This is a genomic window from Acinetobacter sp. 802_lipA (assembly GCF_058242885.1).
Genome location: NZ_JBZAYP010000001.1, coordinates 1,711,004 through 1,735,965, shown reverse-complemented (window position 1 = coordinate 1,735,965; position 24,962 = coordinate 1,711,004). Strand labels below are relative to the sequence as shown.

The 24,962-nt window shown below is 37.2% G+C and carries 18 protein-coding genes; 10 read left to right on the top strand and 8 right to left on the bottom strand.

Annotated features, from left to right (window positions below; all coding sequences use genetic code 11):
• Positions 1-40: 40 nt before the first annotated feature.
• Positions 41-1,192: a glycosyltransferase family 4 protein gene (locus AC4CU3_RS08580; protein ID WP_348937305.1), complete on the top strand. Its 1,152-nt coding sequence runs from the start codon at positions 41-43 to the stop codon at positions 1,190-1,192.
• 33 nt (positions 1,193-1,225) lie between these two features.
• On the opposite strand, the gene AC4CU3_RS08575 is transcribed toward AC4CU3_RS08580, so the two are convergent.
• On the bottom strand, positions 1,226-2,653 hold the full coding sequence (locus AC4CU3_RS08575; protein WP_004684252.1) for a mannose-1-phosphate guanylyltransferase/mannose-6-phosphate isomerase: 1,428 nt from the start codon (positions 2,651-2,653) through the stop codon (positions 1,226-1,228).
• A 302-nt stretch (positions 2,654-2,955) separates the two neighbouring features.
• On the opposite strand from AC4CU3_RS08575, the gene AC4CU3_RS08570 reads away from it, so the two are divergent.
• The 6 genes from AC4CU3_RS08570 to AC4CU3_RS08545 all read left to right on the top strand — a co-directional run bounded on the left by AC4CU3_RS08570 (position 2,956) and on the right by AC4CU3_RS08545 (position 10,830).
• Positions 2,956-4,293 (top strand): undecaprenyl-phosphate glucose phosphotransferase, encoded by a 1,338-nt coding sequence (locus AC4CU3_RS08570; protein ID WP_490738101.1) that lies wholly within the window; start codon positions 2,956-2,958, stop codon positions 4,291-4,293.
• A 128-nt stretch (positions 4,294-4,421) separates the two neighbouring features.
• Entirely contained in the window at positions 4,422-5,297 is an 876-nt protein-coding gene (gene galU / locus AC4CU3_RS08565) for a UTP--glucose-1-phosphate uridylyltransferase GalU (RefSeq protein ID WP_004684257.1), read from the top strand.
• 18 nt (positions 5,298-5,315) lie between these two features.
• Positions 5,316-6,569, top strand: coding sequence for a UDP binding domain-containing protein (locus AC4CU3_RS08560; RefSeq protein ID WP_490738100.1), 1,254 nt, complete (start codon positions 5,316-5,318; stop codon positions 6,567-6,569).
• Positions 6,569-8,230: a glucose-6-phosphate isomerase gene (gene pgi, locus AC4CU3_RS08555; protein WP_168387052.1), complete on the top strand. Its 1,662-nt coding sequence runs from the start codon at positions 6,569-6,571 to the stop codon at positions 8,228-8,230. The genes AC4CU3_RS08560 and pgi overlap by 1 nt, the downstream gene beginning before the upstream one ends.
• A 1-nt stretch (position 8,231) precedes the next feature.
• Positions 8,232-9,254: a UDP-glucose 4-epimerase GalE gene (gene galE, locus AC4CU3_RS08550; protein WP_174893575.1), complete on the top strand. Its 1,023-nt coding sequence runs from the start codon at positions 8,232-8,234 to the stop codon at positions 9,252-9,254.
• Positions 9,255-9,366: 112 nt separating this feature from the next.
• The gene (locus AC4CU3_RS08545; protein WP_279744336.1) at positions 9,367-10,830 is read left to right on the top strand and encodes a capsule assembly Wzi family protein; all 1,464 of its coding nucleotides are present in this window, start codon (positions 9,367-9,369) and stop codon (positions 10,828-10,830) included.
• 103 nt (positions 10,831-10,933) lie between these two features.
• Here AC4CU3_RS08545 and AC4CU3_RS08540 read toward each other — a convergent pair whose 3' ends face one another.
• From AC4CU3_RS08540 to AC4CU3_RS08515, 6 genes are all read right to left on the bottom strand, one after another.
• Positions 10,934-12,304 carry a phosphohexomutase domain-containing protein gene (locus AC4CU3_RS08540; RefSeq protein WP_278344878.1) on the bottom strand — a complete coding sequence of 457 codons (1,371 nt, stop codon included), beginning with the start codon at positions 12,302-12,304 and terminating at the stop codon, positions 10,934-10,936.
• A gap of 88 nt (positions 12,305-12,392) precedes the next feature.
• Positions 12,393-13,991 (bottom strand): Tn7-like element transposition protein TnsE, encoded by a 1,599-nt coding sequence (locus AC4CU3_RS08535; protein WP_278344879.1) that lies wholly within the window; start codon positions 13,989-13,991, stop codon positions 12,393-12,395.
• Positions 13,991-15,541: a TnsD family Tn7-like transposition protein gene (locus AC4CU3_RS08530; RefSeq protein WP_278344880.1), complete on the bottom strand. Its 1,551-nt coding sequence runs from the start codon at positions 15,539-15,541 to the stop codon at positions 13,991-13,993. Before AC4CU3_RS08530 ends, AC4CU3_RS08535 begins: the two co-directional genes overlap by 1 nt.
• Positions 15,542-15,565: 24 nt before the next feature.
• Positions 15,566-17,248, bottom strand: a complete 1,683-nt coding sequence (locus AC4CU3_RS08525; RefSeq protein ID WP_125274161.1) for an AAA family ATPase — start codon at positions 17,246-17,248, stop codon at positions 15,566-15,568.
• Positions 17,245-19,365: a TnsB C-terminal domain-containing protein gene (locus tag AC4CU3_RS08520; protein ID WP_490738098.1), complete on the bottom strand. Its 2,121-nt coding sequence runs from the start codon at positions 19,363-19,365 to the stop codon at positions 17,245-17,247. Before AC4CU3_RS08520 ends, AC4CU3_RS08525 begins: the two co-directional genes overlap by 4 nt.
• Entirely contained in the window at positions 19,352-20,155 is an 804-nt protein-coding gene (locus tag AC4CU3_RS08515; protein ID WP_125274159.1) for a TnsA endonuclease C-terminal domain-containing protein, read from the bottom strand. Before AC4CU3_RS08515 ends, AC4CU3_RS08520 begins: the two co-directional genes overlap by 14 nt.
• Positions 20,156-20,583: 428 nt before the next feature.
• Between AC4CU3_RS08515 and AC4CU3_RS08510 the strand changes: the two genes are divergently transcribed.
• From AC4CU3_RS08510 to AC4CU3_RS08500, 3 genes are all read left to right on the top strand, one after another.
• Positions 20,584-20,850, top strand: a complete 267-nt coding sequence (locus AC4CU3_RS08510) for a type II toxin-antitoxin system TacA family antitoxin (protein ID WP_017396924.1) — start codon at positions 20,584-20,586, stop codon at positions 20,848-20,850.
• Positions 20,840-21,328, top strand: a complete 489-nt coding sequence (locus AC4CU3_RS08505) for a GNAT family N-acetyltransferase (RefSeq protein ID WP_004684281.1) — start codon at positions 20,840-20,842, stop codon at positions 21,326-21,328. Before AC4CU3_RS08510 ends, AC4CU3_RS08505 begins: the two co-directional genes overlap by 11 nt.
• 478 nt (positions 21,329-21,806) lie before the next feature.
• A protein-coding gene (locus AC4CU3_RS08500; protein ID WP_490738091.1) for an IS4 family transposase occupies positions 21,807-22,897 on the top strand; the annotation gives its coding sequence in 2 pieces (ribosomal slippage) (positions 21,807-22,347 and positions 22,347-22,897; 1,092 coding nt in all).
• 225 nt (positions 22,898-23,122) lie between these two features.
• On the opposite strand, the gene glmS is transcribed toward AC4CU3_RS08500, so the two are convergent.
• Positions 23,123-24,961 (bottom strand): glutamine--fructose-6-phosphate transaminase (isomerizing), encoded by a 1,839-nt coding sequence (glmS, locus tag AC4CU3_RS08495; RefSeq protein ID WP_490738097.1) that lies wholly within the window; start codon positions 24,959-24,961, stop codon positions 23,123-23,125.
• Position 24,962 lies beyond the last annotated feature (1 nt).

Genomic DNA, 24,962 nt, shown 5'->3' with positions numbered 1-24,962 from the left:
ATACCGTATAATGAATTTAGTTCAGGGCTTTGGTAATAAAATGAATGAAAATGTAAAAACAGCTTTAGTTGCAGATTGGCTTGTCACCTATGCGGGTGCTGAGCGCGTAATGACTGAAATATTAAAAGTTTTCCCAAAATCAGATCTATTTGCTGTGATTGATTTTTTAAGCGATGAAAGTCGACAGCATTTTTTAGGTAAACACGCCCAAACAACATTTATTCAAAAATTTCCTAAAGCTGAAACAAAATACCGCAATTATCTTCCATTTATGCCTTTAGCCATTGAGCAGTTAGATGTCTCTGCCTACGATGTGATTTTATCGAGTAGCCATGCAGTAGCCAAAGGTGTGCTTACGGGGCCCGACCAACTGCACATTAGCTATGTTCACTCGCCTATACGCTATGCATGGGACTTACAGCATCAGTATTTACGTGAGTTGGGGCTCACCAAGGGCATAAAAGCCATTATTGTACGTTGGTTATTACACAAAATTCGGATGTGGGACTACCGCACCGCCAATGGGGTAGATCACTTTGTTGCAAACTCTAAATTTATTGCGCGTCGTATTCATAAGGTATATGGCCGCGATGCAGATGTGATTTATCCACCTGTAGATACAGATCGTTTTACACTACGTGAAAACAAAGATGATTTTTACTTTACCGCTTCACGTATGGTGCCTTATAAGAAAATTGATCTAATTGTTGAAGCTTTTTCTCATATGCCCAATAAAAAATTGGTCGTGATTGGGGATGGCCCAGATATGCAAAAAATCAAGTCTAAAGCGACATCTAATATCGAAATTTTAGGGTATCAACCGAACAGCGTGATGCAAGATCATATGCAGCGCGCTAAAGCCTTTGTATTTGCAGCGGAAGAAGATTTTGGTATTACACCTGTTGAGTCTCAAGCATGCGGCACACCCGTGATTGCTTTTGGTAAAGGTGGGGCACTTGAAACAGTGAATTGTGAGGTTGGATTGCATCCGACAGGAACTTTTTTTCAAAAGCAAGATGTCCCTAGCGTAATTACTGCGGTTGAGTATTTTGAAAAAAATGAGAATTTGTATTTACCAGAAAATTGTCGTACTAATGCTTTGAAATTTTCAAATCAGCGATTTGAGCAAGAGCTAGAAATTTATGTACATAGTAAATGGCAAATGAAGCAAGAGGAAATGAGCACTTTATAAAAATACGCCTAGCAGTTGCTAGGCGTATAAAATTTAACATCTACCATATAAGTCTTCGAATCGGACAATATCATCTTCTCCAAGATATGAACCAGATTGTACTTCAATTAGTTCGAGAGGAATTTTTCCTGGGTTTTCCAGTGCATGAATTTCTCCCAAAGGAATATATACAGATTCATTTTCTGTAAGAAGGAATGATTCCTTGCCTTTATGAATTTTTGCAGTCCCATTGACAACAATCCAATGTTCTGCACGATGATGATGCTGTTGTAGTGAAAGTTTCTGCCCTGGGTTAACAACAATACATTTGACTTGATAACGGTCACCACTGTCTATGGAATCGTAATTACCCCATGGTCGATATACTTTTCTATGTAAGTCGACCTCAGTCCTTTGCTGTGCTTTTAATATTTCTACAATTTTCTTAATATCTTGAACTTTATTTTTATGTGCGACAAGTACGGCATCAGATGTTTCAATGACGACAATATCTTCTAGACCTAAAACACCCACTAAACGACTTTCAGCGTATACCAGTGAATTTTGAGTATCGTGGATGATGGTATCGCCGCGTAATGCATTGCCTAAAGCATCTTTTTTGCTGACCTCCCATACGCTTTTCCAAGCTCCAACATCATTCCAATTGGCATTTAAAGGAATGACAACAGCTTTATCTGTTTTTTCCATAACAGCGTAATCTATGGAGTCTTCAGGGCATTGTTCAAAACTTGTTTGACCTAAACGGACAAAATCGAGGTCAATTTTGCTTTCATTCACTGATTTTTTCGCATTGCTAGCAATAGCTGGATTGAACTTTTCTAATTCTTTTAGATAAACAGATGCTTTAAACATAAACATGCCACTATTCCAGAGAAAAGAGCCATCAGCTAGATACTGTTGTGCAGTCACTAAATTCGGTTTTTCGACGAAACCTTCTATGTTGAAAGCTTGAGGTTTCCCCGCCGTGTGAATAGAATCTGCTACTTTAATATAACCATAACCTGTTTCTGGTGAATTGGGCACGATACCAAAAGTAACCATTTTTCCAGCTTCGGCAGTTGCTAAGCCAACTTTAATGGCCTGATTAAATGCCTCTTGATCTTGAATAACATGGTCGGCGGCAAGAATGAGGAGAATGGGGTCTTCACCATAAGACAGCGCAAATTCTGCAGCGGCTGCAATTGCGGGAGCTGTGTTCCTTGCAACAGGCTCTAACACAATTTTAGCTGTCATTTTTTGTTGGCGAAGTTGTTCAGCAACAATAAAGCGATGATTTTCATTGGTTACAATGATAGGATTTTGAAAGTTAATTAAAGATGCATTTAGGTTTGAAATACGATCTAGAGTAAGTTCGAATAATGTTCTTTCGTTTGTGATTGGTAAAAATTGTTTTGGATAGCTTGAGCGAGACAACGGCCAAAGTCGTGAACCAGAACCACCAGATAAAATTACAGGTATCATTGAAAATCTCTTATTTGTGTTTCATGTGCTATTTATATGGTTTTTCTAAGAAAAATCGAATATTGTTTTGTAAAAACAACAAAATAGTGATGAATTTTTACTTAGATTAAACAATTATAGATAAAACTTGAATTATTGCTACAATAATAATATATTTTATTCCATTTTAATTATAGGGTTAGGATATTTTTATTGATGAAGAATATCCAAAAAAGTTATTCTTTATAAAGATTTAGCTTTTAATAAGTCTGATAACAATTCTTAATAGGCAAAAAATGGCTTCAAGGTTACACGCATCATATGTGTCAATATTACAACGTTTTTGTGATGTTGTAGCAATTTATTTGGGCTTTTATTTTATTTCTAAAATAAATAATATGCCTATAGATAATAGAACGCTTTTAATGTTTTTGAGTGTAGTTAGTTTATTTCAGCTCATTGGTGGCTTAACCGATTTTTATCGCTCATGGCGTGGCGTTAGTCTATTTAATGAACTTATTTTTTGTTTGAAAAATGTTTTTTTTAGTGTCGCTTTAATTGGTCCTATTTTACTCTTTTTAGGCAAGATGAATGCACAAGTGATATTCACCTACTTTTTGAGTGTGGTTTTCATCATGTCTGTGCTGCGTATTGCTATACGTTTATCTTATGCATTGTTTTTTAAGTATTTTATTCGCGCTAATGATGTGCTTATCCTCGGTGATTCTGATAAAGCACTTAAGCTTTTTCAAGATTTAAAAGACTCCGAATGGACAGGTTTTAACCCAATAGGTGTGTTCTCATTTAGACAGGACTATGACCGCTTTGTTTATTCTGGTGGACTTGATGATGCGATGGAGATTGTTGACAAACAAAAAATTAATAAGGTTTATGTTGTGATCAATCAAGATAATATTGAACAAGCGGATCAAGTTATCAAGTCTTTAGCAGATACTACATGTTCAACAGTTATTATTCCTGAGTTGTTCTCGCATGACTTTTTATACTCGCGTGTTGAGGATATTAATGGTACGCCGATTATTCCAATTATAGATACTCGTTTAACAGGTATTAATACTTTATTGAAGCGCATTGAAGATATTTGTTTTTCACTGGTTATTTTATTGTTGATTTCTCCAATTTTAATTGGCATTTCAATTGCTATTAAATTAACATCTAAAGGTCCAGTTTTCTTTAAGCAGACGCGTTATGGTTTAAATGGAAAGCCGATTTTAGTTTACAAATTTAGAAGTATGAATGTCATGGAAAATGGAACTAAAGTAACTCAGGCCATTAAAAATGACCCTCGGTTGACCCCAATAGGTGGTTTTTTAAGACGGACATCTTTAGATGAACTACCGCAATTTTTTAACGTTTTATTAGGCAGTATGTCTGTTGTAGGTCCGCGTCCACATGCAGCAGCGCACAATGAAGAATATCGCAAACTAATTACGGGCTACATGCTTAGACATAAAGTGAAACCTGGTATTACGGGCTTAGCACAGATTCGTGGGTGGCGTGGGGAAACAGATACTCTGGATAAGATGGAAAAGCGTGTTGAATGTGACTTGGAATACATCCGAACTTGGAGTCTTCTATTGGATATTAAAATTATATTTTTAACGGTGTTTAAGGGTTTCATTAATAAATCTGCATATTAAATATTTGTGTTTTCAATATTTGATACGTTTATAGAAACTTTGGGTTGTTTGCACTATTTTTAAACATTTTGAAATAAAAAATAGTGTAGTGTTAATAAATAATTTTTTGATAAAAAAGTGTATCTTCGATGATTAAAAAAGCGATTCTTCCTGTGGCTGGACTAGGTACCCGATTCTTGCCTGCAAGTAAAGCGATTCCTAAAGAAATGGTTACTGTGGTAGACCGCCCAGCAATTGAGTATGTTATCAAAGAAGCAGTAGCTGCTGGGATTGAGCAAATCATTTTAGTCACACATTCATCGAAAGCATCTATAGAAAACTATTTTGATCGTAACTTTGAATTAGAAACGACATTAGAACAAAAAAAGAAGTTTGATTTACTTAAAGAAATTACCGACATTTTACCTGCAAGTGTAAGTGTTGTTAGTGTACGCCAACCACAACCTTTAGGGCTTGGCCATGCTGTTCTTTGTGCTAAATCTATTGTTGGTGATGATGATTTTGCTGTGCTCCTGCCTGATGTCTTGGTTAAAGATAGTGATACGCGCAACGATTTAAGCTTAATGATTGAGCGTTATACTAAGTCAAACGCAGCCCAAATTATGGTTGAAGCTGTCCCTGATAGTTTGGTTGATCAATATGGTATTGTCGATGTTGCTGAAATTCCTGCTGAAGGCGAAAGTTATGTCATGCAAGGAATTGTAGAGAAACCTGCAATAGGTATGGCTCCTTCTAATTTGTCAGTTGTTGGGCGTTATGTATTGCCTGCACAGATTATGACTTTATTAGAACAAACACCGAAAGGTGCTGGGAATGAAATTCAATTGACAGATGCGATTGCAATGCTACAGCAATCAAAGCCTGTTGAAGCATATCGCATGAAAGGACGAACGTTCGACTGTGGTAGCAAAATTGGCTATTTGAAAGCAGTTTTACATTATGGTGTTGACCATCTCAAGTTAGGTGATGAGTTTAAAGCACTGATTAAAGAGTTAGAGTTATAAAAAAAAGAGGGATGGGCCATGAAAATCGCAATGTTTGGTACAACACTGTATGCGGGTGTTATCTCATCATTACTTGCAGAGAGTGGACATCAGGTCTTTATTTGTAATGATTTACAAGACCATACAGCGCTATTCAATCTTAGAGATCAAGATGTTGTTCATGCTTTAGAAAAACAATATCAAAGTGGTTTTCTAAGTTATTGTAATTTTGCGGCTCTTCCCTTGGATATTGATGCGTATTTTTTTAGTTTCAATCCAACTCAAGAGGCTGAGGCACTTGATGTTGTACAGAAATTAAAAATGCGCACGATTATTCATCCTAAATTGATGATTAATGCCTCTACTTTTGGTCTTAATGGTACAGAAAAATTAAAAGCCGTATTAACAAAAGATCATTGGGTTTATTTCCCTGATATTATTCAGGAAGGTCAAGCTTTTAAAAGTGTGACGAGTGCCTCTAAAGTGATTATTGGCTGTGCTGACCAACAAGCACAGGGTGACTTAGAGGAAATGTTGCGACCTTTATTTCCACGCCAGCAACAATATTTATTTATGCCTGTTTTAGATGCTGAATTTACCAAACTCAGTATTTCAGGCATGTTGGCGACTCGTATCAGTTATATGAATGATTTGGCAGATGTTGCTGAAAAGTTGGGTATTGATATTGCCCATGTTCGAGATGGAATGGCAGCAGACAGTCGGATAGGTGAATCGTATTTATATTCAGGTGCAGGTTTTGGTGGTGAAAACTTTTCACATGATATTTTGACTCTATCAAATACCATCAGTAATACTGGAACAAAAAGTCAGCTATTGGGACAGGTTTGGGATATTAATGAGCAGCAAAAGGAGTTTCTTTTCCGTAAGCTGTGGAATTATTATCATGGAAATTTAGCTGGAAAAACGATTGCGATTTGGGGGGCTGCTTTTAAGCAACATACCTCAAGTACCAGTTTCTCACCTATTCATCCGATGCTTGCTGCACTGTGGGCGCAAGGTGTGACTGTTCGTTTGCATGATCCACAAGCCTTAGAAGAAATATACACAATTTATGGTGAACGTGATAATTTAATTTTATGTGAAAATCAGTATGACGCGGTGAATCAGGCACATGGTTTATGTGTTCTAACTGCATGGAAGCAATATTGGTCACTTGATTATACGCAATTAAAACTTAAATTAGCCCATCCTTTGATTTTGGATGGACGTAATATTTATCAACCTGATTATGTTAAAAGTCAGGGTTTTGCATATATGGGAGTAGGAAGATAATGATAAATTTAACTATTTTTCCTAAAAAAATGCTAGCAACAACACTTGAACATTTACAACACTTAAGTAAAACCATTGGCCAGAAGCACTTAAATACTTTTTTTGCCGAAGATGACCAAAGATTTAAGCATTTTTCTGTTCAATATGATGAAATCACTTTTGATTTTAGTAAGCATCGTGTTGATGAGTCCGTAATAAGCGCATTGATTGACTTTGCACAAGTTCGTGATCTCTCTACATGGACGAAACGTTTATTTTCAGAAGAAGAAATTAACTATACAGAACAGCGTGCAGCTATGCATTGGGCGCTTCGTTTACCGAAACATGATGAGCAGCATCCTAAATTAGCAGGCAAAGTACATGAGCAATTAGAGCGAATGTATGCATTGGTTGAGAAAATTCATGCGGGTCAGTACCGTGGTGCAACGGGTGAAGTTATACAAGATGTGGTCAATATTGGTGTGGGTGGGTCTGATCTAGGGCCATTAATGGTGAGTCACGCTCTGTCTGATTTTAAAGTCAATACAGTCAAACCACTGAAAATGCATTTCGTATCTACCATGGATGGTAGCCAACTTTCAGATTTACTGCATCAATTACGCCCAGAAACGACATTATTTATTATTTCATCAAAGTCTTTTGGAACGATTGATACACTTTATAATGCGCAAACTGCACGCCAATGGCTTGAAAAGCAATTGGGCCAATCAGAAGCGGTGGATCAGCATCATTTTATTGGGGTATCGACTAAGCCTGAAAAAATGACAGAATGGGGTATAGCACACCAAAATCAGTTTTTGCTCTGGGACTGGGTTGGTGGGCGTTACTCTTTATGGTCATGTATTGGGTTGCCGATAGCATTAAATATTGGTGTACAAGGCTTTAAACGTTTACTTGCAGGTGCTCATGCAATTGATGAGCATTTTCAAAATGCTCCTTTGCGCCAAAATATTCCTGTTCTTATGGCTGTTTTGGGAATATGGAATCATAACTTCCTAGAAATTCAGACTCAGGCTATTTTGCCTTATGATGGTCGTTTAAAGTATTTTTCGGCATATCTACAACAGCTTGAGATGGAGTCGAATGGGAAGTCGATTCAGCGTAATGGTCAGAAAGTTGAGTTGGATACTTGCCCTATTGTTTGGGGTGAAGTGGGTCCAAATGCACAACATGCTTTTTATCAGTTGTTACACCAAGGTGCACATAAAGTAAGCTGTGAGTTTATTGCACCAGTGAATCGTTATGCCGCTAACCAATTTACCTATGTAAAAAATGCCAATGCATTGATTAATCAACACCATTTAGCGTTATCAAATTGTTTGGCTCAGTCTCGACTATTGGCCTTTGGTAATCAGGCACTTGATGCTGAAGAGGTGGCGGGTCTAGAGAATTATCAAAAATATGAAGGTAATCAGCCTAGTACAACCATTTTGCTCAAAGAGCTTAATCCTTATACCTTAGGTATGTTGGTTGCGTTGTATGAACATAAAGTATTTGTGCAATCTGTACTTTGGAATATCAATGCTTTTGACCAATGGGGTGTTGAAAAAGGTAAACAAATTGCGAATCAAGTACTTCCAATTTTGACTGGTACAGAAAAAGATTATGTTGATTTTGATAGCTCTACCCGTGGTCTATTAGATATTTTACTTGGAAAATAAAATGGCAAAAATATTAGTCACCGGTGGGGCTGGTTATATTGGTTCACATACTTGTTTGGAATTATTGAATGCTCAACATGAAGTTGTTGTATTGGATAATTTATCAAACAGCTCTGAAGTGTCATTATCGAGAGTTCAAGCTTTAGCAAATAAAAGTTTAACTTTTATCCAAGGTGATATTCGCGATGCGCAGATCTTAGATCAGATCTTTGCACAGCATCAGATTGATGCGGTCATCCATTTTGCTGGTTTAAAAGCAGTTGGCGAAAGTCAGGTCATTCCACATGCTTACTTTGATCATAATGTTGCAGGTTCGATTAATCTTGTTCAAGCGATGATTCGTGCCAAAGTGTTTAAATTGGTCTTTAGTTCATCAGCAACAGTTTATGATGAAAAGAATATATCACCGTTAAGTGAAGATATGCCAACAGGAATGCCAAGCAATAATTATGGCTATACCAAGTTGATCGTTGAGCAAATGTTACAAAAGCTTGCCGAGTCAAACGCTATTTGGTCCATTGCCTTGCTGCGTTATTTTAATCCTGTTGGCGCCCATAAAAGTGGCCAAATTGGAGAGGATCCACATGGAATTCCAAATAATTTAATGCCATTTGTGACTCAGGTTGCCGTAGGGCGACGTGAGAAGTTGTCAATATTTGGTCATGATTACGATACCCCAGATGGTACAGGGGTGCGGGATTATATTCATGTTGTTGATTTGGCTTGTGCGCATGTGTTGGCGATTCAGAACAGGCTGAATGATACAGGTTGTCGTGTTTGGAATATTGGCACTGGCAATGGGATTTCTGTACAGCAAATCAAGGATACCTTTGAGAGAGTCAATAATGTGCATATTCCTTTTGAGTATGCGCCACGTCGGGCAGGGGATGTTGCAACAACGTTTGCTGATAATGCTCGGGCGGTTGCTGAATTAGGTTGGCAGCCAAAATTTGGGTTAGAAGATATGCTGGTTGATAGTTGGAACTGGCAAAAGCAAAATCCAAATGGTTTTATGCAGGACTGATACAATATTTTAAAACTCTGTCATGTATTGATTATGCAAACAATCATGTATTTATTCCCTTATTTTAAAAAACATCGCTATGATGTTTTTTAAAAATGAACTTAGATGAAGAATATTTATGAGATATCAAAGTATTAGATTTTTGTCACTTGCGGTTTTATCTGCACTTTCTTTGCCAGCAATTGCACAAGGAATTGTTTTAAATAATGAAGACTTACGAACTGATTTAAATTGGTTAAATCAACAAGGTGTGATTCAAATTAGCACGTCTACATGGCCTTTAAGTGGTGATGAAATACAACGTGCTTTATCTAATGCAAAGATTGATAATCAAGTTCAGCAGCAAGTCTTGGATTCCGTGCAAGCTGCTTTAAGTGCGGAAAATACAACGGCCAAAGCCAGTTTATATGCTGAATCTGATCCCCAAAATGTACCGCAACATTTTGCAGATGAACAAAAATCACAATATCAAGCGGCTGTTGAGTTCAATGCTGGTGGGGCGCAATGGGATGCAAGACTGCGTATTAATGCTGATAAAGACCCTATTATTGATAATGGGCATGATGTGAATGTTGAAGGGTCATATTTAGCTGGAAAGTTGTGGAATCAATGGTTGATTGCAGGACAAATTCCAACCTATTGGGGACCTGGGCATGATGGTAGTCTAATCCGAGGGGATGCAAGTCGTCCAGTATACGGTTTTACAATGCAACGCGCTGAGCAAAAGGCATTTGAAACGAAATGGCTGTCTTGGATTGGCCCTTGGCAGTATCAAGTTTTTGCTGGCCGATTAGATGATTATGAGGCCGTGCCAAATACAAATCTCTTGGGAATGCGTTTAACAGCCCAACCTTTACCTTATCTTGAATTGGGTGCATCACGTACATTCCAAATAGATGGTCAAGGTCAACCCGATAGCCTTAAAGCCTATTGGAATGCTTTTATTGGTAAAGATAACGAATGTGATGATAGTGGGTGTACTGGAGAGGGGAATGCCTCAAACCAAATTGCAGGCCTAGATGCGCGTTTAAATCTACAACAATGGTTTAAAGTTCCATTGAGTTTGTATGGGCAGTTTGTCGGTGAAGATGAATCAGGTTTACTGCCATCTCGGAAAATGTATTTGGCAGGACTCGATTATTCCTCACAAGTGAAGAATATGCCGTTCCAGCTTTATACTGAATGGACAGATACACGTACCAATGGTGATGTTTGGGGTTATTCATATAATCATCATAATTATACAGATGGTTACTACCAACATGGATTCCCTTTAGCTCACGCTATGGGCGGTGATGGTCAGATGTATAGTTTAGGTGGGGATATTCGTTTCGATAAAATGAATCGTTTAAATGGTCGCATCTTGTTGGCAAAAGTGAATCAGTCAGGACTTGAAATCAATCATGCTTTTCCACAAAAAGATGAAATCAAAGCTCTGGATTTAACGTGGACACATTATCTTCGTCCGAATACGCCGTTGAAATTAAGTGGTTGGGTTAGTGACTCTGACGTGTATGGTGGAGATAGTGGCGTGTCTTTAGGGATTGAAATTCCATTGGATCGCTCATTATTTTAATAAGCTGTCCGTTTTTAGAGAACCCATCGTGAATTCAGCTAAAAATAAAACCATTCAACCTATATGATAAGTTGAATGGTTTTTTATTAGCATCCAGAACAATTTAACCTTGAATCAACTGCGTTAATTCATCCACATAGTCTTGTATTGGTTGTGGATTTTGGTCTTTACGGCTTTCAATGTTGAGACGTAATAAAGGTTCAGTATTGGAAGCACGTACATTTAGACGCCATGCACCAAAATTCAGGCTGATGCCATCCGTTTCATCAATTGCAGGATTTTGATCGGCAAAGTGATCAAAAATCTTTTGAATGGTGGCTTGAGTATCCGCAACTTTAAAATTGATTTCACCCGAACAAGGGAACTTTTCAATCATATCTTCAACCAGTGAAGACAATGTTTGCTGGGTTTCTGAGAGTACAGAAATTGCCAATAACCAAGGAATCATACCGCTATCACAATAAGAGAAATCACGGAAGTAATGATGTGCTGACATTTCACCGCCATACACTGCATTGTGCTCACGCATTTTTTCTTTAATGTATGAATGCCCTGATTTAGACTGAATCGCTTCACCTTGGTATTGTTCAATCACATCAAAGGTATTCCAAACCAGGCGAGGATCATGCACAATTTTCTCACCAGATTGTTTCAGTAAGAACGCTTGTGCCAATAGACCGACAATATAATAGCCTTCAATAAATTGGCCTTTCTCATCAAACAGGAAACAGCGGTCAAAGTCACCATCCCAAGCAATGCCCATATCCGCAGCATGTTCAAGCACTGCATTTTGAGTGCTGTCACGATTTTCAACTAAAATTGGGTTGGGAATACCATTAGGGAAAGTACCATCGGCATCATTGTGAATTTTGACAAATTCAACAGGCATATTGAGCTGTTTAAATTTTGCTTCAATGGCATCAACCACATGACCAGCCGCGCCATTGCCCGCATTCATAACCAATTTAAGTGGGCGAATTTTGGCAGGATCAATATATGACATTAAATGATCGATATATTCAGGCAGAATATGGTATTTTTCAGTTTTGCCTTTGGCTGTAACTTCATTAAAGTTGCCTGATTCAGCCAATAAGCGAATTTCTTTTAAACCTGAATCTGCTCCAATGGGACGTGCATTTTCACGCACCAATTTCATGCCGTTATAGTCCATCGGGTTGTGGCTTGCCGTGATTTCGATACCACCTTGTACATCAAGATGAAAAGCGCCGAAATAGACTTCTTCTGTTCCCGTCATGCCTAAATCTAAAACATCAACACCAGCATCATTTAAGCCTTTGATGATGGCTTGTTTTAAATCTTCACTGCTGAGGCGGATATCGCAGCCCACCACAATTTTTTTTGGTTGATAAATTTGCCCATAGGCACGACCGATTTTATAAGCAATCTCTTCATTGAGTTCTGTACCGAGTTTGCCGCGGATATCATAGGCTTTAAAACAAGTAAGTTGTGTCATCTAAATTCTCGAAATAATTCCTGCAAAGTAAGGAAGGTATGATTATAGAAGGAAAGTAGTTCCTATATGCCAAGTTACAGTTTAACTTTTATATCAACTGTACCTTTACTATGATCCGTTGAGCCCAGTCAGCGTAATAATTTTCATCGTCTAGTTGTTTCTGTTTAGACGGATGATTAATCGTAGTAAAGGCAGTAATACCTCTTATCTCAGATAGAAACTTTTTAGGCCAACTGAGCGATTGAGAAAGTATAGAATTGTTTAATTTTTCCAAATCGGTCTCAATTAATAATTGTGTTCTTTCTTCATATCGGAGTAATAATGTGGAGATGTTCTTTTTGCCATCAGAGGTATCAATTTCACATAGATAAAATTTTTCATGATTTTGTTTGTTTATAATTTTATAGACATAAAAGTATCGTAGTTGCTTACCATTAGAAAAATTATGCCCTCTAAAAGGGTTATGTTTTTTAAATGGAGAGTTGTAGATTTCTTTGATGTCATATCCTACTTCTTCAATTTGGTTCAATACTTTAATTAAGTCTTCATGCGTAATTCGCTCTATTTGAGTGTCTGATTCATGTGTAAATCCAGGTATTGTGCCCTCGATATCTCCTTCTCCTCCTGCAAATCCTTCATCTTGATTTTTATTTTCATCCATTTTCTTTAGTATTTTATTCCGTACTGTAGTTTTAGTAGGCGGCGTTTCTAAAGAAATTTTTAAGTCTTCTATTGTATAAATTTCTGCAGGAAGGTTTCTTAGCTTGATCAATCGCTGATCGATATCTGCATCAGCATTTTGATTCAATTTCTCTTTAGAGGAATTTGTTAGTTTTGGTTTATTTGAACGTTGAACTTGAGGATTTTTGATTTGTTGTATCATTTTTCTTGTAGTGAAATGAAATTGTACAGGTCTATCAATTCCAGTCTCCAAATTTTTGAAAGATGTGATGCGTTCAATTCTGTAAATACCAGTTTCTTTATCATAAATTCCATCTACTGTTAGATCAATATTTTTAATCTCAGGAATATTCATATCGAAATTAAAATTTTTAGCATTGTTTTGATCAATAATTGTTTTTTGATAAATACTAAGGAAGGCTTTATTTAAATCAGGTTGTAAAAGAATTAAGGCCAATTTTTTCAAAAAATGAGGATCAGAGATATCTGCTCTCAGAATTTTTTTGTTTTGCGCAATAGTAATATGAATAGCTTTTTCATCATTCGTATCCACTAGAATATCTGTTGAATAGTTTTCCGCAAAGAGTGCTGCACGTAAAAGATAAGGATGTGAAAAGAATAGATCCCGAGCAAGAATGAGTTTCGGTATTTGAATAATAAGATTTTTATTTAATACTTTTGAGTAGTAATCAAACTCAAAACAGATCCGGCCTTGATCTCTTTTTTTATGCTCATCCCCCAATAGAGTGATTGTTCTGAATACTGTGAAATTAACATTTTCAAGTGTATGGAAAAATAATTCCTTTAGCTCAGAACCTACAATTGGGGTGAGATAGTCATAAAGAATAATACTCTCAATTGGTAATTTAAGCTGAATAGAACGTTTAATAGTCGGATTAAAAAAGTGAGTATTAATATCGAACCGAGTTTGGCCGCGGCGACTAATTTCTGTTGAAGTATAATAAATCAAATTCTTCGGTAACTCTTCGATTGGGCAATCGCTCATTATTTTATTTCTCTCTCAATATTATTAAAAAATCTACGAGCTTCTGGCGTTAAGCGTTCAGAGCTTAATCCTGATAGTCGAAGAAATACACTCGATGGGTAAAACTGGCTTTCAGTGTGTTGACGAATAAATGTTCGTGTAAGGCGGCGTATTTGATAACAATCTACAGACTCTGCGTAACGCTCTAGAAAGGCGGTGGTGAGTGGTAAAAAACTCCAGTTTTTTTCAATCATACTTACCGAGCCAAGTTGCTTAATAAAAAACTTTTTTGTCCATTGTGGAGAGTCGAGATCTTCTAATAATTGATCCCGGATTTTGATGAGTTGTTTAATCAATTGTTGATCTCGCTTTTTCCAATCTACACGTGGCTTGGGAATGGCTGAAGGTAATATCACAGCAGATTTATTTGTCAGTAATAGCCAGTTCTTATGATTACGATATAACCGAGCGTAAAGTGCAGGATCACATTGACGTGCCTGCTTAACAGAATTTTTCTGAATTAGTTTTGTCCATTGTTTTTGATCTTCAGATAATATCCTATCTATTTTATTATTAACACATACAGGGGGAGCTTCGTGCTGCCGATCTAAGTTTGTTTTTTCTATTGATGCTAAGCTAACATATTGCTTATATGTTTCAATTGGTTTTTGCTCTGGAACCAGCGATTTTAATACAATGCAATGCTCAAGATAAGAAAATGCTTTACGATGTTTCCTGCACATATTTTTGAGCCAGCAGTTCTCAGAAAGCAGATCATCTAAATGATAGTATTGAAGAAAGCTTTCGCCCCAGTAATCTAACACAAGGTGACGAATTTTTTCGTAGTTGATATTTTTTTGACCTGACAGTAAGTCTCTGTCTTTCAATAGATTGAAGTAGGCATTTGATAAAATCGATACATCTTGTACTGCAAGATGGCTCGATTGAATAAGTAGATCCTTGATTATTTTTGCTAACTCTAGATGGCGCTTAAAGTCTTGTGAATTAATAAAAAGTTGTGAGGAGTCAATAAGGACATTTAAATGAGCATTATAAAATCTTCGGTCTAGCCCATTGCAAGGAACATCGCTGACAAAAAGGGCAGATTCATGCTTTGTACAATATTCATATCCTGTAATCTGCCAGCTACGTTTCCAATACACTTCACCATATTGTTCCATCTGTTCTTGCCAACAATGCGGACAGAACCGAAAAAAATTCACAGATTTAATTCGCGACGCATTTTTTCCCAACTTGGTATGTAATGATTGATACTGTTCACCCTGCAATACATGTACAGCATAACGCATCACTGTATCAGGTTGAAACGGTTGATAAATTGGTAATAAGGTGTGCTGGTTGATTAAATGGATTGCATCATAGCAATCGGGTAGATAACTGGCCAATTTGTCTATGTAAGACGGTAAATCGTAAGTTGGCGTCAAATTTCTATTATTGAATAATTCTTCAGTAAGGTATTTGGGACTTAAAATTCCATTGTGAATAGCATAACGTGCAATCACACTGTAAATTAACTCATCTGGATATGGTATTGGAAAATTTGAAATCATAATACACTTACTCTCTATTTTTGTTTAATGCAACACAGGAGAGGTGGGATCAAACAAATAGTGAGATGATTTTAATAGCTCATAAACATCGACTTCCTTTTCTTGTGCTTGACTGAAAAAATTTCTTAAGTCATTGGCTTCAGTGCTCTTCCATTCCTCCGGCTTCATGACTTTACGAGATGTACGTGGCTTCCTTGCCAGAGTCGTGGTTTGATGCTGTTTAAACTTATCTTCTGCTACAGGGCTGTCTAATACATCCAGAATATGCTGGAAGAGTGTCTTTAATTTTTCGTTTGGATATCGTTTTAATGTAGAAGTAACATACTGTTCTATTGTAGCAGCCGGGTAATCAAAGGCTGTCAGCATACCAATGAGGGTAGAATAATGCGGTCCTAGATCTTTACGCTGTATTTCCGTTTTTAATGCAGCTTTGAAACGTTGTTGTTCAACATATTCCTCAATTTGAACTTGAGGGATCGTTAAGTCAGAATATCGTGCAATACGTGTGGGGTTGCCTGAGCGGAGTGCATCCAAAATATCGTGGACTGGCTGTAATTGTTCTTCGTAGACTTTTTTAAAAAGTTCAGATGTAATTTTTTCCAGACCAATGGTGATGGCATGAATCTGCATCAAGCAGAACAGTTTAACCACTAAATCTGGAATGCCCTGCGTATAATAATACCAAGTGTTTCTTAATTCATCGGTCAGTTCAGCTGGTTGTTGAACCCATTGATATTGCCACAGCGTGTTGGTGAAAGCATACCATTCAGAAATGATCATTTGATCAGGGGTGCTAAGATCGGGAGTGGGTGCTTCATTGCGCATAGGTTCCCAGATTAAAGAGCCTAATCCTGCACTGCGTCTAGCTGATCTTAAATCTTCTTGCAGAATTTCATTGGCTTTGGGTGTCCCAATCATCACAATTGGAATGGATGCCACATTCACAAGGGTAACAAAGAAATTAAGAATGATTTCAGCCCCGCCAGATTTTTTTGTATTCAAATGCTGGATTTCATCAATGATTAAAAGTCCAATAGAATAATTATTTGCGATAATTTTCATCTGCTGCAGCATAGCATTCACATTTAAGCGACTTCTGGTGAAACGATGCTCGAAGTTTGTATCTCCTAATGCTAAATCTACTGCTCTAAAAAAGTTTGAGCATAAGTTTTTTAAAGAGCTGTCATGCGGACAATCAATTTTAAGGTAAACAATTTGTTTTAATCCCAGCTCTCTATGTTCAATCACTTGCGGGTAATAACGCAAAATTTTGTTCATTGTCGTTGTTTTACCGCTTCCCGAACATCCTATAATTGACATGCTAGTTGCAGTCGACTCTGGAGGTGCGTAGCGATAAGAGCTTTCATTTGATGGTTCTAGTTGCTGAAAAGCAGCGTGTAAATGTCGATTTCTATCCCCATTAGTGATGTTTCTACTCACATAACCTTGCCGAATCATAATAGAAATTTTTTGCTCAAGGGATAAATGTTTAGTCAATGGCTGGAAAAAATCATGAGGTAATTGAGCGATTAAATGGATTCTTTCTTGTTGCGCATAAAAGCGCTGTTTTGGAAGAAATTTCAGTTTCCCTCGTAGGTGTTTAATTACCGACTTCGTATCAAGGATAGGCGGTAATTGAGTAATGAGAGGATTATCCCCATAGATATCTTCTATCGATGTGTTGACCGCGACTTCATTATTATTCATTCTTCATCGTCCTCTTCAAATAATTGTCTCATTAAGTCTGGTTGACTGGTCAAATCCAGATTGCTGCTGTGAGATGGGGGTGTTGGAGGGTTGTCTTGGTTGGGATGGATAGTCCGGATAGAATTGACGGACCTATTTTGGAGATGTTCCTCACGTTCCACCTGAATTGCTTCTTGTTTGTTCTGACGAATATCCCGAGTACGTTGTGCTTTAGAAAGTTGGTGAACTCCTGCTTGAGCCTGCCGGCTCTGTGCTGTGTGGATGATTTTGTCAGTAAAATCCTGTAATTCACTGATGGCTACAGACTTTAGTTGTGAATGCTGTTTTTCAACAGTTTTGATTGCTTTTTGAATTTGTTCAGCTTCCCACCAGGTCAAATGCTGATATTGACGTGAGGTATCACTTAAGAGGGCTTCCCAGTATTCCAACTTATTTTCATCAAAGAAAACATAAATGGTATTTACTGAGTATGGGTCAAAACCAATCCGCAACTTTTTCGGGCGGGATTTGGTCGTGTTACGAATAAACCAGCCTTGTTGATGCATTTCCAGACATTGATAGAGTAAGCCTTTGACTTTAAGTCCCTTGTCACTTAAGGAGGCGTCGGTCCTAGGTAACAAGCCAACATATAGTGATTTGTTATCCACTTGTCTTAACATCCCAGTACGGTGCTGTAGACCCCACTGCCAGAGCTTAAGGGGGATAGAAGGCAGGTCAGTCGGCATATCGGCACTACGATCATATTTCGTCAAAATATCAAAATTATTGCGTAACAAGACGCAGCTTAATATGATTTTTCTGAACTCTTCTAAAGTCAGACAAGCTTCTAGCCGATAATCATGTCCGCCTTTCTTTTTTTCCTTGAATCCAGAGACAACACCAATATTATCGTAGGATTTAAAACGTGACTGAATAATTCCGAAAGCCCTCTCTACAATACCTTTAGCATCGCTTCGATACGGTGGTGCATTTTCAATTCGAACAGAAAAGTTTTTTTCAAGAAGTTCAATTTGATAGCCAATGAGTTCACCACGGTCTGCAAGTATGGCACTAGGTAAACCATAAATCGGCCAGTCCTCTGGTTGTATTTGTAAGCCGTAACTCTGACAGAATGTCACTTTATCTTGGATTGCGACGCTGAGGCATTGTATGGCTGTGTTAAATGAGCTGTTTTCCATACCAACATAAAGCCCAGTAATCATCCGGCTAAATACATCGATAGCAAGATAGACGGTAGGTCTGCCAATAATCTGTGATGGATCTCGTGATGATACAAGGTAAATATCAGCAACCGTTGAATCTATCTCATAACGTGCGCCAGGGCCATTTGCTTGCTTGGTTGCTGTTGAAGTTAGAGGTTTGTGATCTTTCAGGGTTTTCTGATTCGTCAGAATTTCCTTGGAATTGTTCTTATTTCTATATCGCGTATTATAAAAATAATAGAATTGAGCATAGGTTGGAATATCTGAGGTTTGCACTTGATGAAAGTGCTTAGAAAATACACTTTTAAACCGAAGATAAGTTTCGTTAATGGATTGTTTTTTGACAGGAACTAAATACTCTTCGATGGCTTTCTTAAAATATAATTCAACCTGTTCAGTGACATTCTTACCTCCATTCGATTCATAGATGCGTGGTCTGCCAATTTTTTTATCACCTATAGCTCTTTTTTGACCTTTTCCACCTGAGTTTTCATAGTCCGGTACCAAAGCATTTATAGTTTGACCACGCTGCCAGTAGCGTCTTAGGAGTCGTAGAATTTTATTAATTGATACTTCTTTTTCTAGATGTATAGTTTTAATTTTTGCAGTCCTGATTTTTGTATTGATAAGAACTTGTTCATCATTAATTAAATCTTGAATAATTAAAAAGTTTTCATCTCTTTTTTTGAGTTGAATAGAATCTTCACTCAAGTTTAATCGTTTTAAGTATTCATAAGGATCTTGCGCTGGTATCAGGCTTTGATCATCTGAGAGAGTTTGAAGTTCCTTAGACAAAATGAGTTCAGGAAAAGCATTTTTATTATCAATCGCAATCCATACCGTATACTGCGGTAAGAATTTGAGTATTCGGTATTGTGTTGCATTCAAGATGTAAACTGAATTAATTAGTTGCATGAACTGTATTCTCATTCTGGAGCAAATTACTTGCATGAATATCAGAAAGCTTAAGCTCCAAGTACGAAATTTCTAGATTAAATTGAAGTATTCGCAGTGCAAATAATTTTCTAAACAATGCGAGCGTCGCTCCGATACCCATTTTTTGAGTTTGGTCAGAATGCTTACAAAATTGGATTAATGAGCTTTGAGGGTACTGGCTAATTTCTTCCATAAAATAAACTGCTTGATCAATCATGTGATTTGTTATTTCAAGGTCATTTTTTTCTACATACAGCCATTTAATGTTCTCTAGTACCGTAGCAGGAATGTCTTTTTCAGTGATCAGTTTGAACGGCGTATTGTGCTCTTCTTCCCAGTAACGACGTTTAATTTCTAATGACTCAATAACATGAGCTTTATTCAGATCCTTGCTGTAAAGAGTGTCAAGGGCTATAGAAAACTTACCAAAATCAACTAAAAAATCTGAAGATAGGGTAAAAGGTATATAGTCAACCGATACTTTTTTCATTCGGAAACGAGAACAGATGGAGTTAAGATCATAGATATCCAAAGGATAATGTTCGCGAATATCTGTAACGTTCTGATTCCAATCAAGCAGTAAAAAGGTAGATAGCTCTAGATCAGAAAACAAGTGGTGAAGACGTTGACTCACACGACCTTGTACTCTATGAGAGCGACCAATTGAACTGAAGTTTTGAACAGTTTTACAAGGTTTATAATCGCGTCCATGGCCCTGGCCATACCCTTCTGTTACTAGTTCTTCATAGTTTTTTATAATTTTTGCCATACAGAAGACCTGTGGATTTTGGTGGATAATTAATCATATCTGAATGGGGGTAATTTTGTATTTAGCAAAAACATACAAACTTAAATATATCTATATACAAACAAAATTTTATAATTTTTATTTAATTATTCTTTTAATTCATTAACTTAATAATTAATATGGTATTTTAATACTCAATTAATGAGTTTAAAAAACGTTAATGATAGGCAAAAGTATTCAAATTACATCTTAGTAAACATCGTTGCATATTCTTATGTAAACCAACTGCATATTCAGACTCAAACCCGACCATTCATTCTGGTTCATAGTAAAATGTTTATTTTCTATTCCAAATATTTTAGAACAAAATATGTAAATTTGGATCTTAAAGTACTACCTTAATCTGCTATAATTTGTACATCATTATGATGTACAAATTGGTGGAAAATATGGCTAACTTAGCAACAGAACGAATCAATGTTCGTTCAACCGTAGATGCAAAGATTGTAATTGAGCAAGCTGCGAATTTATTGGGTCTTAGTGTGAGTTCCTTTATGATCCAATCCTCATTTGAACGAGCAAAAGAATTACTTAAATCTAATCACGAGTTAAAAGTAAATAATGCTGATCGTGATATGTTAATGAATTTGCTTGAAAATCCGCGCCCTGCAAATGATGAGATGAAAAATTTAATGAGTTTATTGGATGAAAATTGAGGTTTTACAAGCCCATCATCAGAAAAAATCATTTAATTGTGGGCAAGATGATTTAAATAAGTTCATAAAACAATACGCATCCCAACATCAGAAATCAGGAACAAGTAAAACCTATGTTGCTATTGATGATGATGCACAGGTGAGGGGGTTTTATTGTCTATCAAGTACCTCTATAGGATTTGATGGGGTTGATGCTGTTCTCACTAAACGATTACCTCGTTATCCCTTACCTTGTGTGGTTGTGGGTCGCTTTGCCGTTGATCAAGCAGCACAGGGGCAAGGAGTTGGAAAAGTACTTTTAGCACATGCTCTTAAACAAGTTTCAAAAGTTGCTCAAATTATTGGTGTTAATTTTGTTGTAATACATGCTAAGGATCAAAAAGCTATGAAGTTTTATCAGCGGTTTGGCTTTATCTCATTAACATCAAATCCATTAACATTAATATATCCAGTGAATGAAATACCTCATTTTAAATAAGGTGGGCTGCTAGCTAGTAACAGGAATAGCTAATAGACTTATTCAGAGTTTGCACATAGTTCCTTATCCCTTATTTTGCTTTATGACCAAATACTGCGTCTAATTATGGTAATTTAATTAAGTTTGTTTTATTTTTGATCATAAGTTGTTGATATATATTATTCATTATTTTTCAATTTTAAAATTAAGTTTGTATTAGAATTTGGTATCCTTAATTTTAGATGAAATTAAGTTTGTATTAAGTATCGGGTTCTTCCACTTTAAAATACGAATTCTTGCTCAGAAAGGTGAAGCATACTTTAAATAAAAATGAAATGTTTTCAAGATGAGGTCAAAAAGGGATGCTTTTTGAATCTAGGGTGAGATTTTTATATATCTATATTGTTGAATATATTAGTAATAATTTTCTCTGTACACGACAAAAATAGATAACTCATTGAAATAATGTCATAATAATTGTTTTCTAACGACGAATACTATGACACATCTCAATGAGTTATATCTTATCTTAAACAAATCTCTAAAATGGAACAAGTCACATTTAAAGTGCTTTGCGCTCATCATGCTTGTGATTATTTTAAAGCAAACATGTAATCTTTCTTCTGCATCTAAAGCCTTGCCCATCAAGTGCTTACCACAATCATTTTATCGACGTATGCAGCGCTTCTTTGCAGGTCAGTATTTTGATTATCGTCAAATTTCTCGGTTGATTTTCAATATGTTTTCATTCGACCAAGTGCAACTGACTTTAGATAGAACCAATTGGAAATGGGGAAAACGAAATATTAATATCCTGATGCTTGCGATCGTTTATCGTGGAATAGCGATACCTATCGTTTGGACATTGCTTAATAAACGTGGAAATTCAGATACGAAAGAGCGGATTGCTTTGATTCAACGCTTTATATCCATTTTTGGTAAAGACCGTATTGTGAATGTGTTCGCAGACAGAGAGTTTATCGGTGAGCAGTGGTTTACATGGTTAATTGAACAAGACATCAACTTCTGCATTCGTGTTAAAAAAACTTCATTGTCACCAATCATTTAGGGAAGAATCATAAAATTAGTGATTTATTTCGCCATCTTCAACTTGGTCAAATTGAATGTCGTAAACGACGGATTTTGGTTGGTCGGGTGAAACTATATATGAGTGCACTACAGTTAGAAAATGGAGAGCTTTTACTCGTCGTTTCTCCTCAGTTTAATGCCAATGCTATTCAGGATTATGCATTACGCTGGGAAATTGAAACCTTATTCAGTTGTCTCAAAGGACGAGGATTCAATCTTGAAAATACGCGCTTGACAGACGCTAGACGAGTGAAAAAATTGATTGCGGTGTTAGCTATAAGCTTCTGTTGGTGTTACTTAACGGGTGAATGGCAACATGATCAAAAAAAAGCGATAAAAATAAAGAAGCATGGACGACTCTCAATGAGTTTATTTCGCTATGGTTTAGACTATGTTCAAATGGCGATTCAGCGTTTAATTGGTTTTGGGAAAAAAGAAGAGTTTAAGGAAATTTTGGCAATTTTAAGAAGGCAGAATCCTGATAGGATAAGGGTTCTGTGAAATTTGTCGTGTACAGAGAATAATTTTATATTTCTGGTGTGATTCTAATTTGAATTTTTTTATATTAAAAACCCTGTAGACTTGGTGAAGAATCACTGGGTCTACAGGGTAGGGTTTCGTTCGTTTACTTCATTAATATCCAAACTTAAATAATTAAATCTAAACTTAATTATTTGATACAAACTTAATTATACGAACACAGCTGAACAGAGTCAGCCTTTTCAGTTATTCAACAGTGACAGATTTTGCCAGGTTTCGCGGCTGATCAACATCGGTGCCGCGGAGCACCGCTACATGGTATGACAGCAGCTGCACAGGAATGCTGTACACAATCGGTGCAAGAACCGCATCAACTGCTGGCACGCTGACGACATGCTGGCGGTCTTTGCCTTGAATTCCGCTGTTCTCGTCGGCAAATACAAACAGCTCGCCGCCACGCGCCTGAACTTCTTCCATGTTTGATTTGAGTTTATCGAGCATGTCATCTTGCGGTGCGAGAATGACCACTGGCATCTCATTATCAACTAAAGCGAGTGGACCGTGTTTAAGTTCGCCTGCTGCATAGCCTTCTGCATGAATATAAGAAATTTCTTTTAGTTTCAATGCACCTTCGAGTGCAATAGGGAAGTGAGTCCCACGACCAAGGAACAAGCAATGCTGTTTCTCTACAAATAGTTCAGAGAGGCGGAGAATTTCAGCGTCGTTCCGTAAAGTATCTAAAATGACTTTAGGTAAGTGCCAAAGTCCAGCGGTAATCTCAGCCACCTGTTGTGTAGAGATACGATTTTTAATCGTACCTATTTTGAGTACCAATAACATAAGCGCTGCAAGCTGCGTGGTAAATGCTTTGGTGGATGCAACACCAATTTCAGGACCTGCCAGAGTTAATAAGCTATGGTTGGTTTCACGTACCATGGAAGATGTTGCGACATTGCAAATGGTCATCGTAATGATGTCTAAGCCTTTTGCTGTAGCACGCTTTTGAGTATCGCGCAGGGCAGCTAAAGTATCTGCTGTTTCACCGGACTGAGAAATACAGACATATAGGGTATTATTGACAATCACTGGTGTGCGATAGCGAAATTCACTCGCGATTTCCACTTGGCAAGGCAGATCAATGAGCTGTTCAAACCAATATTTTGCAATCATACCCGCATGGTAACTGGTACCACAGGCAATGATTTGGATTTGCTGAATTTGAGATAAATCTGCAACAGCATTCGCAAGGAAATCTTCACGTAGGGCATTGCCATTTAAGGCTTGTGAAATGGTTTGTTGAATCGCTTCAGGTTGCTCATAAATTTCTTTGAGCATGTAGTGTTTATATTCGCCTTTTGATGCATTGCTGACGGTCGCATCTAACTCTTTTACTGGGCGATGAACCAATTGACCATCAACAAAGATTTCAATGCTATTACGAGTGAGACGCGCAATATCACCTTCTTCGAGATAAATAAATCGGTTGGTAATCGGAAGCAGCGCCAATTGGTCTGAGCTGATAAAGTTTTCACCAATACCCACGCCAATGACCAAAGGTGAACCTTCACGCACGGTAATCAGTTCATCTGGATAATCAGTATGTACGATACCGAGAGCATAAGCTCCTTTCAGCTGTGGCACAACTTGTTTGACTGCTTCAAGTAAACTTGGCGTTGACTTCAATGCATCATGAATCAGGTGGGCAACCACTTCGGTATCGGTCTGAGAGGTAAATACATACCCCCGTGCTTCAAGATCATCTTTAAGTTCTTGATAGTTTTCAATAATGCCATTATGTACGATAGCAACGTTGCCTGAAATATGCGGATGTGCATTGTTTTCAGTTGGTTTGCCATGGGTTGCCCAGCGAGTATGTGCAATCCCTAATGAACCGATAATCTGTGATTCTTCAACCGCCCCACCCAGATTGGCTACTTTGCCGACGCGACGTTCACGTAGAACATGACCTTGGTTGATCAGCGCTAAACCAGCAGAGTCGTAGCCACGATACTCCAAACGTTTTAAACCTTCGATGAGGATATTACTAATATTACGTTCTGCAACGCCACCGACGATACCACACATA

Excerpts from the sequence above, each read along its gene's own strand:
- AC4CU3_RS08540 (WP_278344878.1), bottom strand. The coding sequence starts at position 12,304 with ATGACACAACTTACTTGTTTTAAAGCCTATGATATCCGCGGCAAACTC.
- galU (WP_004684257.1), top strand. The coding sequence starts at position 4,422 with ATGATTAAAAAAGCGATTCTTCCTGTGGCTGGACTAGGTACCCGATTC.
- AC4CU3_RS08515 (WP_125274159.1), bottom strand. The coding sequence starts at position 20,155 with ATGGCAAAAATTATAAAAAACTATGAAGAACTAGTAACAGAAGGGTAT.
- galE (WP_174893575.1), top strand. The coding sequence starts at position 8,232 with ATGGCAAAAATATTAGTCACCGGTGGGGCTGGTTATATTGGTTCACAT.
- AC4CU3_RS08530 (WP_278344880.1), bottom strand. The coding sequence starts at position 15,541 with ATGATTTCAAATTTTCCAATACCATATCCAGATGAGTTAATTTACAGT.
- AC4CU3_RS08510 (WP_017396924.1), top strand. The coding sequence starts at position 20,584 with ATGGCTAACTTAGCAACAGAACGAATCAATGTTCGTTCAACCGTAGAT.
- glmS (WP_490738097.1), bottom strand. The coding sequence starts at position 24,961 with ATGTGTGGTATCGTCGGTGGCGTTGCAGAACGTAATATTAGTAATATC.
- AC4CU3_RS08580 (WP_348937305.1), top strand. The coding sequence starts at position 41 with ATGAATGAAAATGTAAAAACAGCTTTAGTTGCAGATTGGCTTGTCACC.
- pgi (WP_168387052.1), top strand. The coding sequence starts at position 6,569 with ATGATAAATTTAACTATTTTTCCTAAAAAAATGCTAGCAACAACACTT.
- AC4CU3_RS08575 (WP_004684252.1), bottom strand. The coding sequence starts at position 2,653 with ATGATACCTGTAATTTTATCTGGTGGTTCTGGTTCACGACTTTGGCCG.
- AC4CU3_RS08525 (WP_125274161.1), bottom strand. The coding sequence starts at position 17,248 with ATGAATAATAATGAAGTCGCGGTCAACACATCGATAGAAGATATCTAT.
- AC4CU3_RS08560 (WP_490738100.1), top strand. The coding sequence starts at position 5,316 with ATGAAAATCGCAATGTTTGGTACAACACTGTATGCGGGTGTTATCTCA.
- AC4CU3_RS08520 (WP_490738098.1), bottom strand. The coding sequence starts at position 19,365 with ATGCAACTAATTAATTCAGTTTACATCTTGAATGCAACACAATACCGA.
- AC4CU3_RS08505 (WP_004684281.1), top strand. The coding sequence starts at position 20,840 with ATGAAAATTGAGGTTTTACAAGCCCATCATCAGAAAAAATCATTTAAT.
- AC4CU3_RS08535 (WP_278344879.1), bottom strand. The coding sequence starts at position 13,991 with ATGAGCGATTGCCCAATCGAAGAGTTACCGAAGAATTTGATTTATTAT.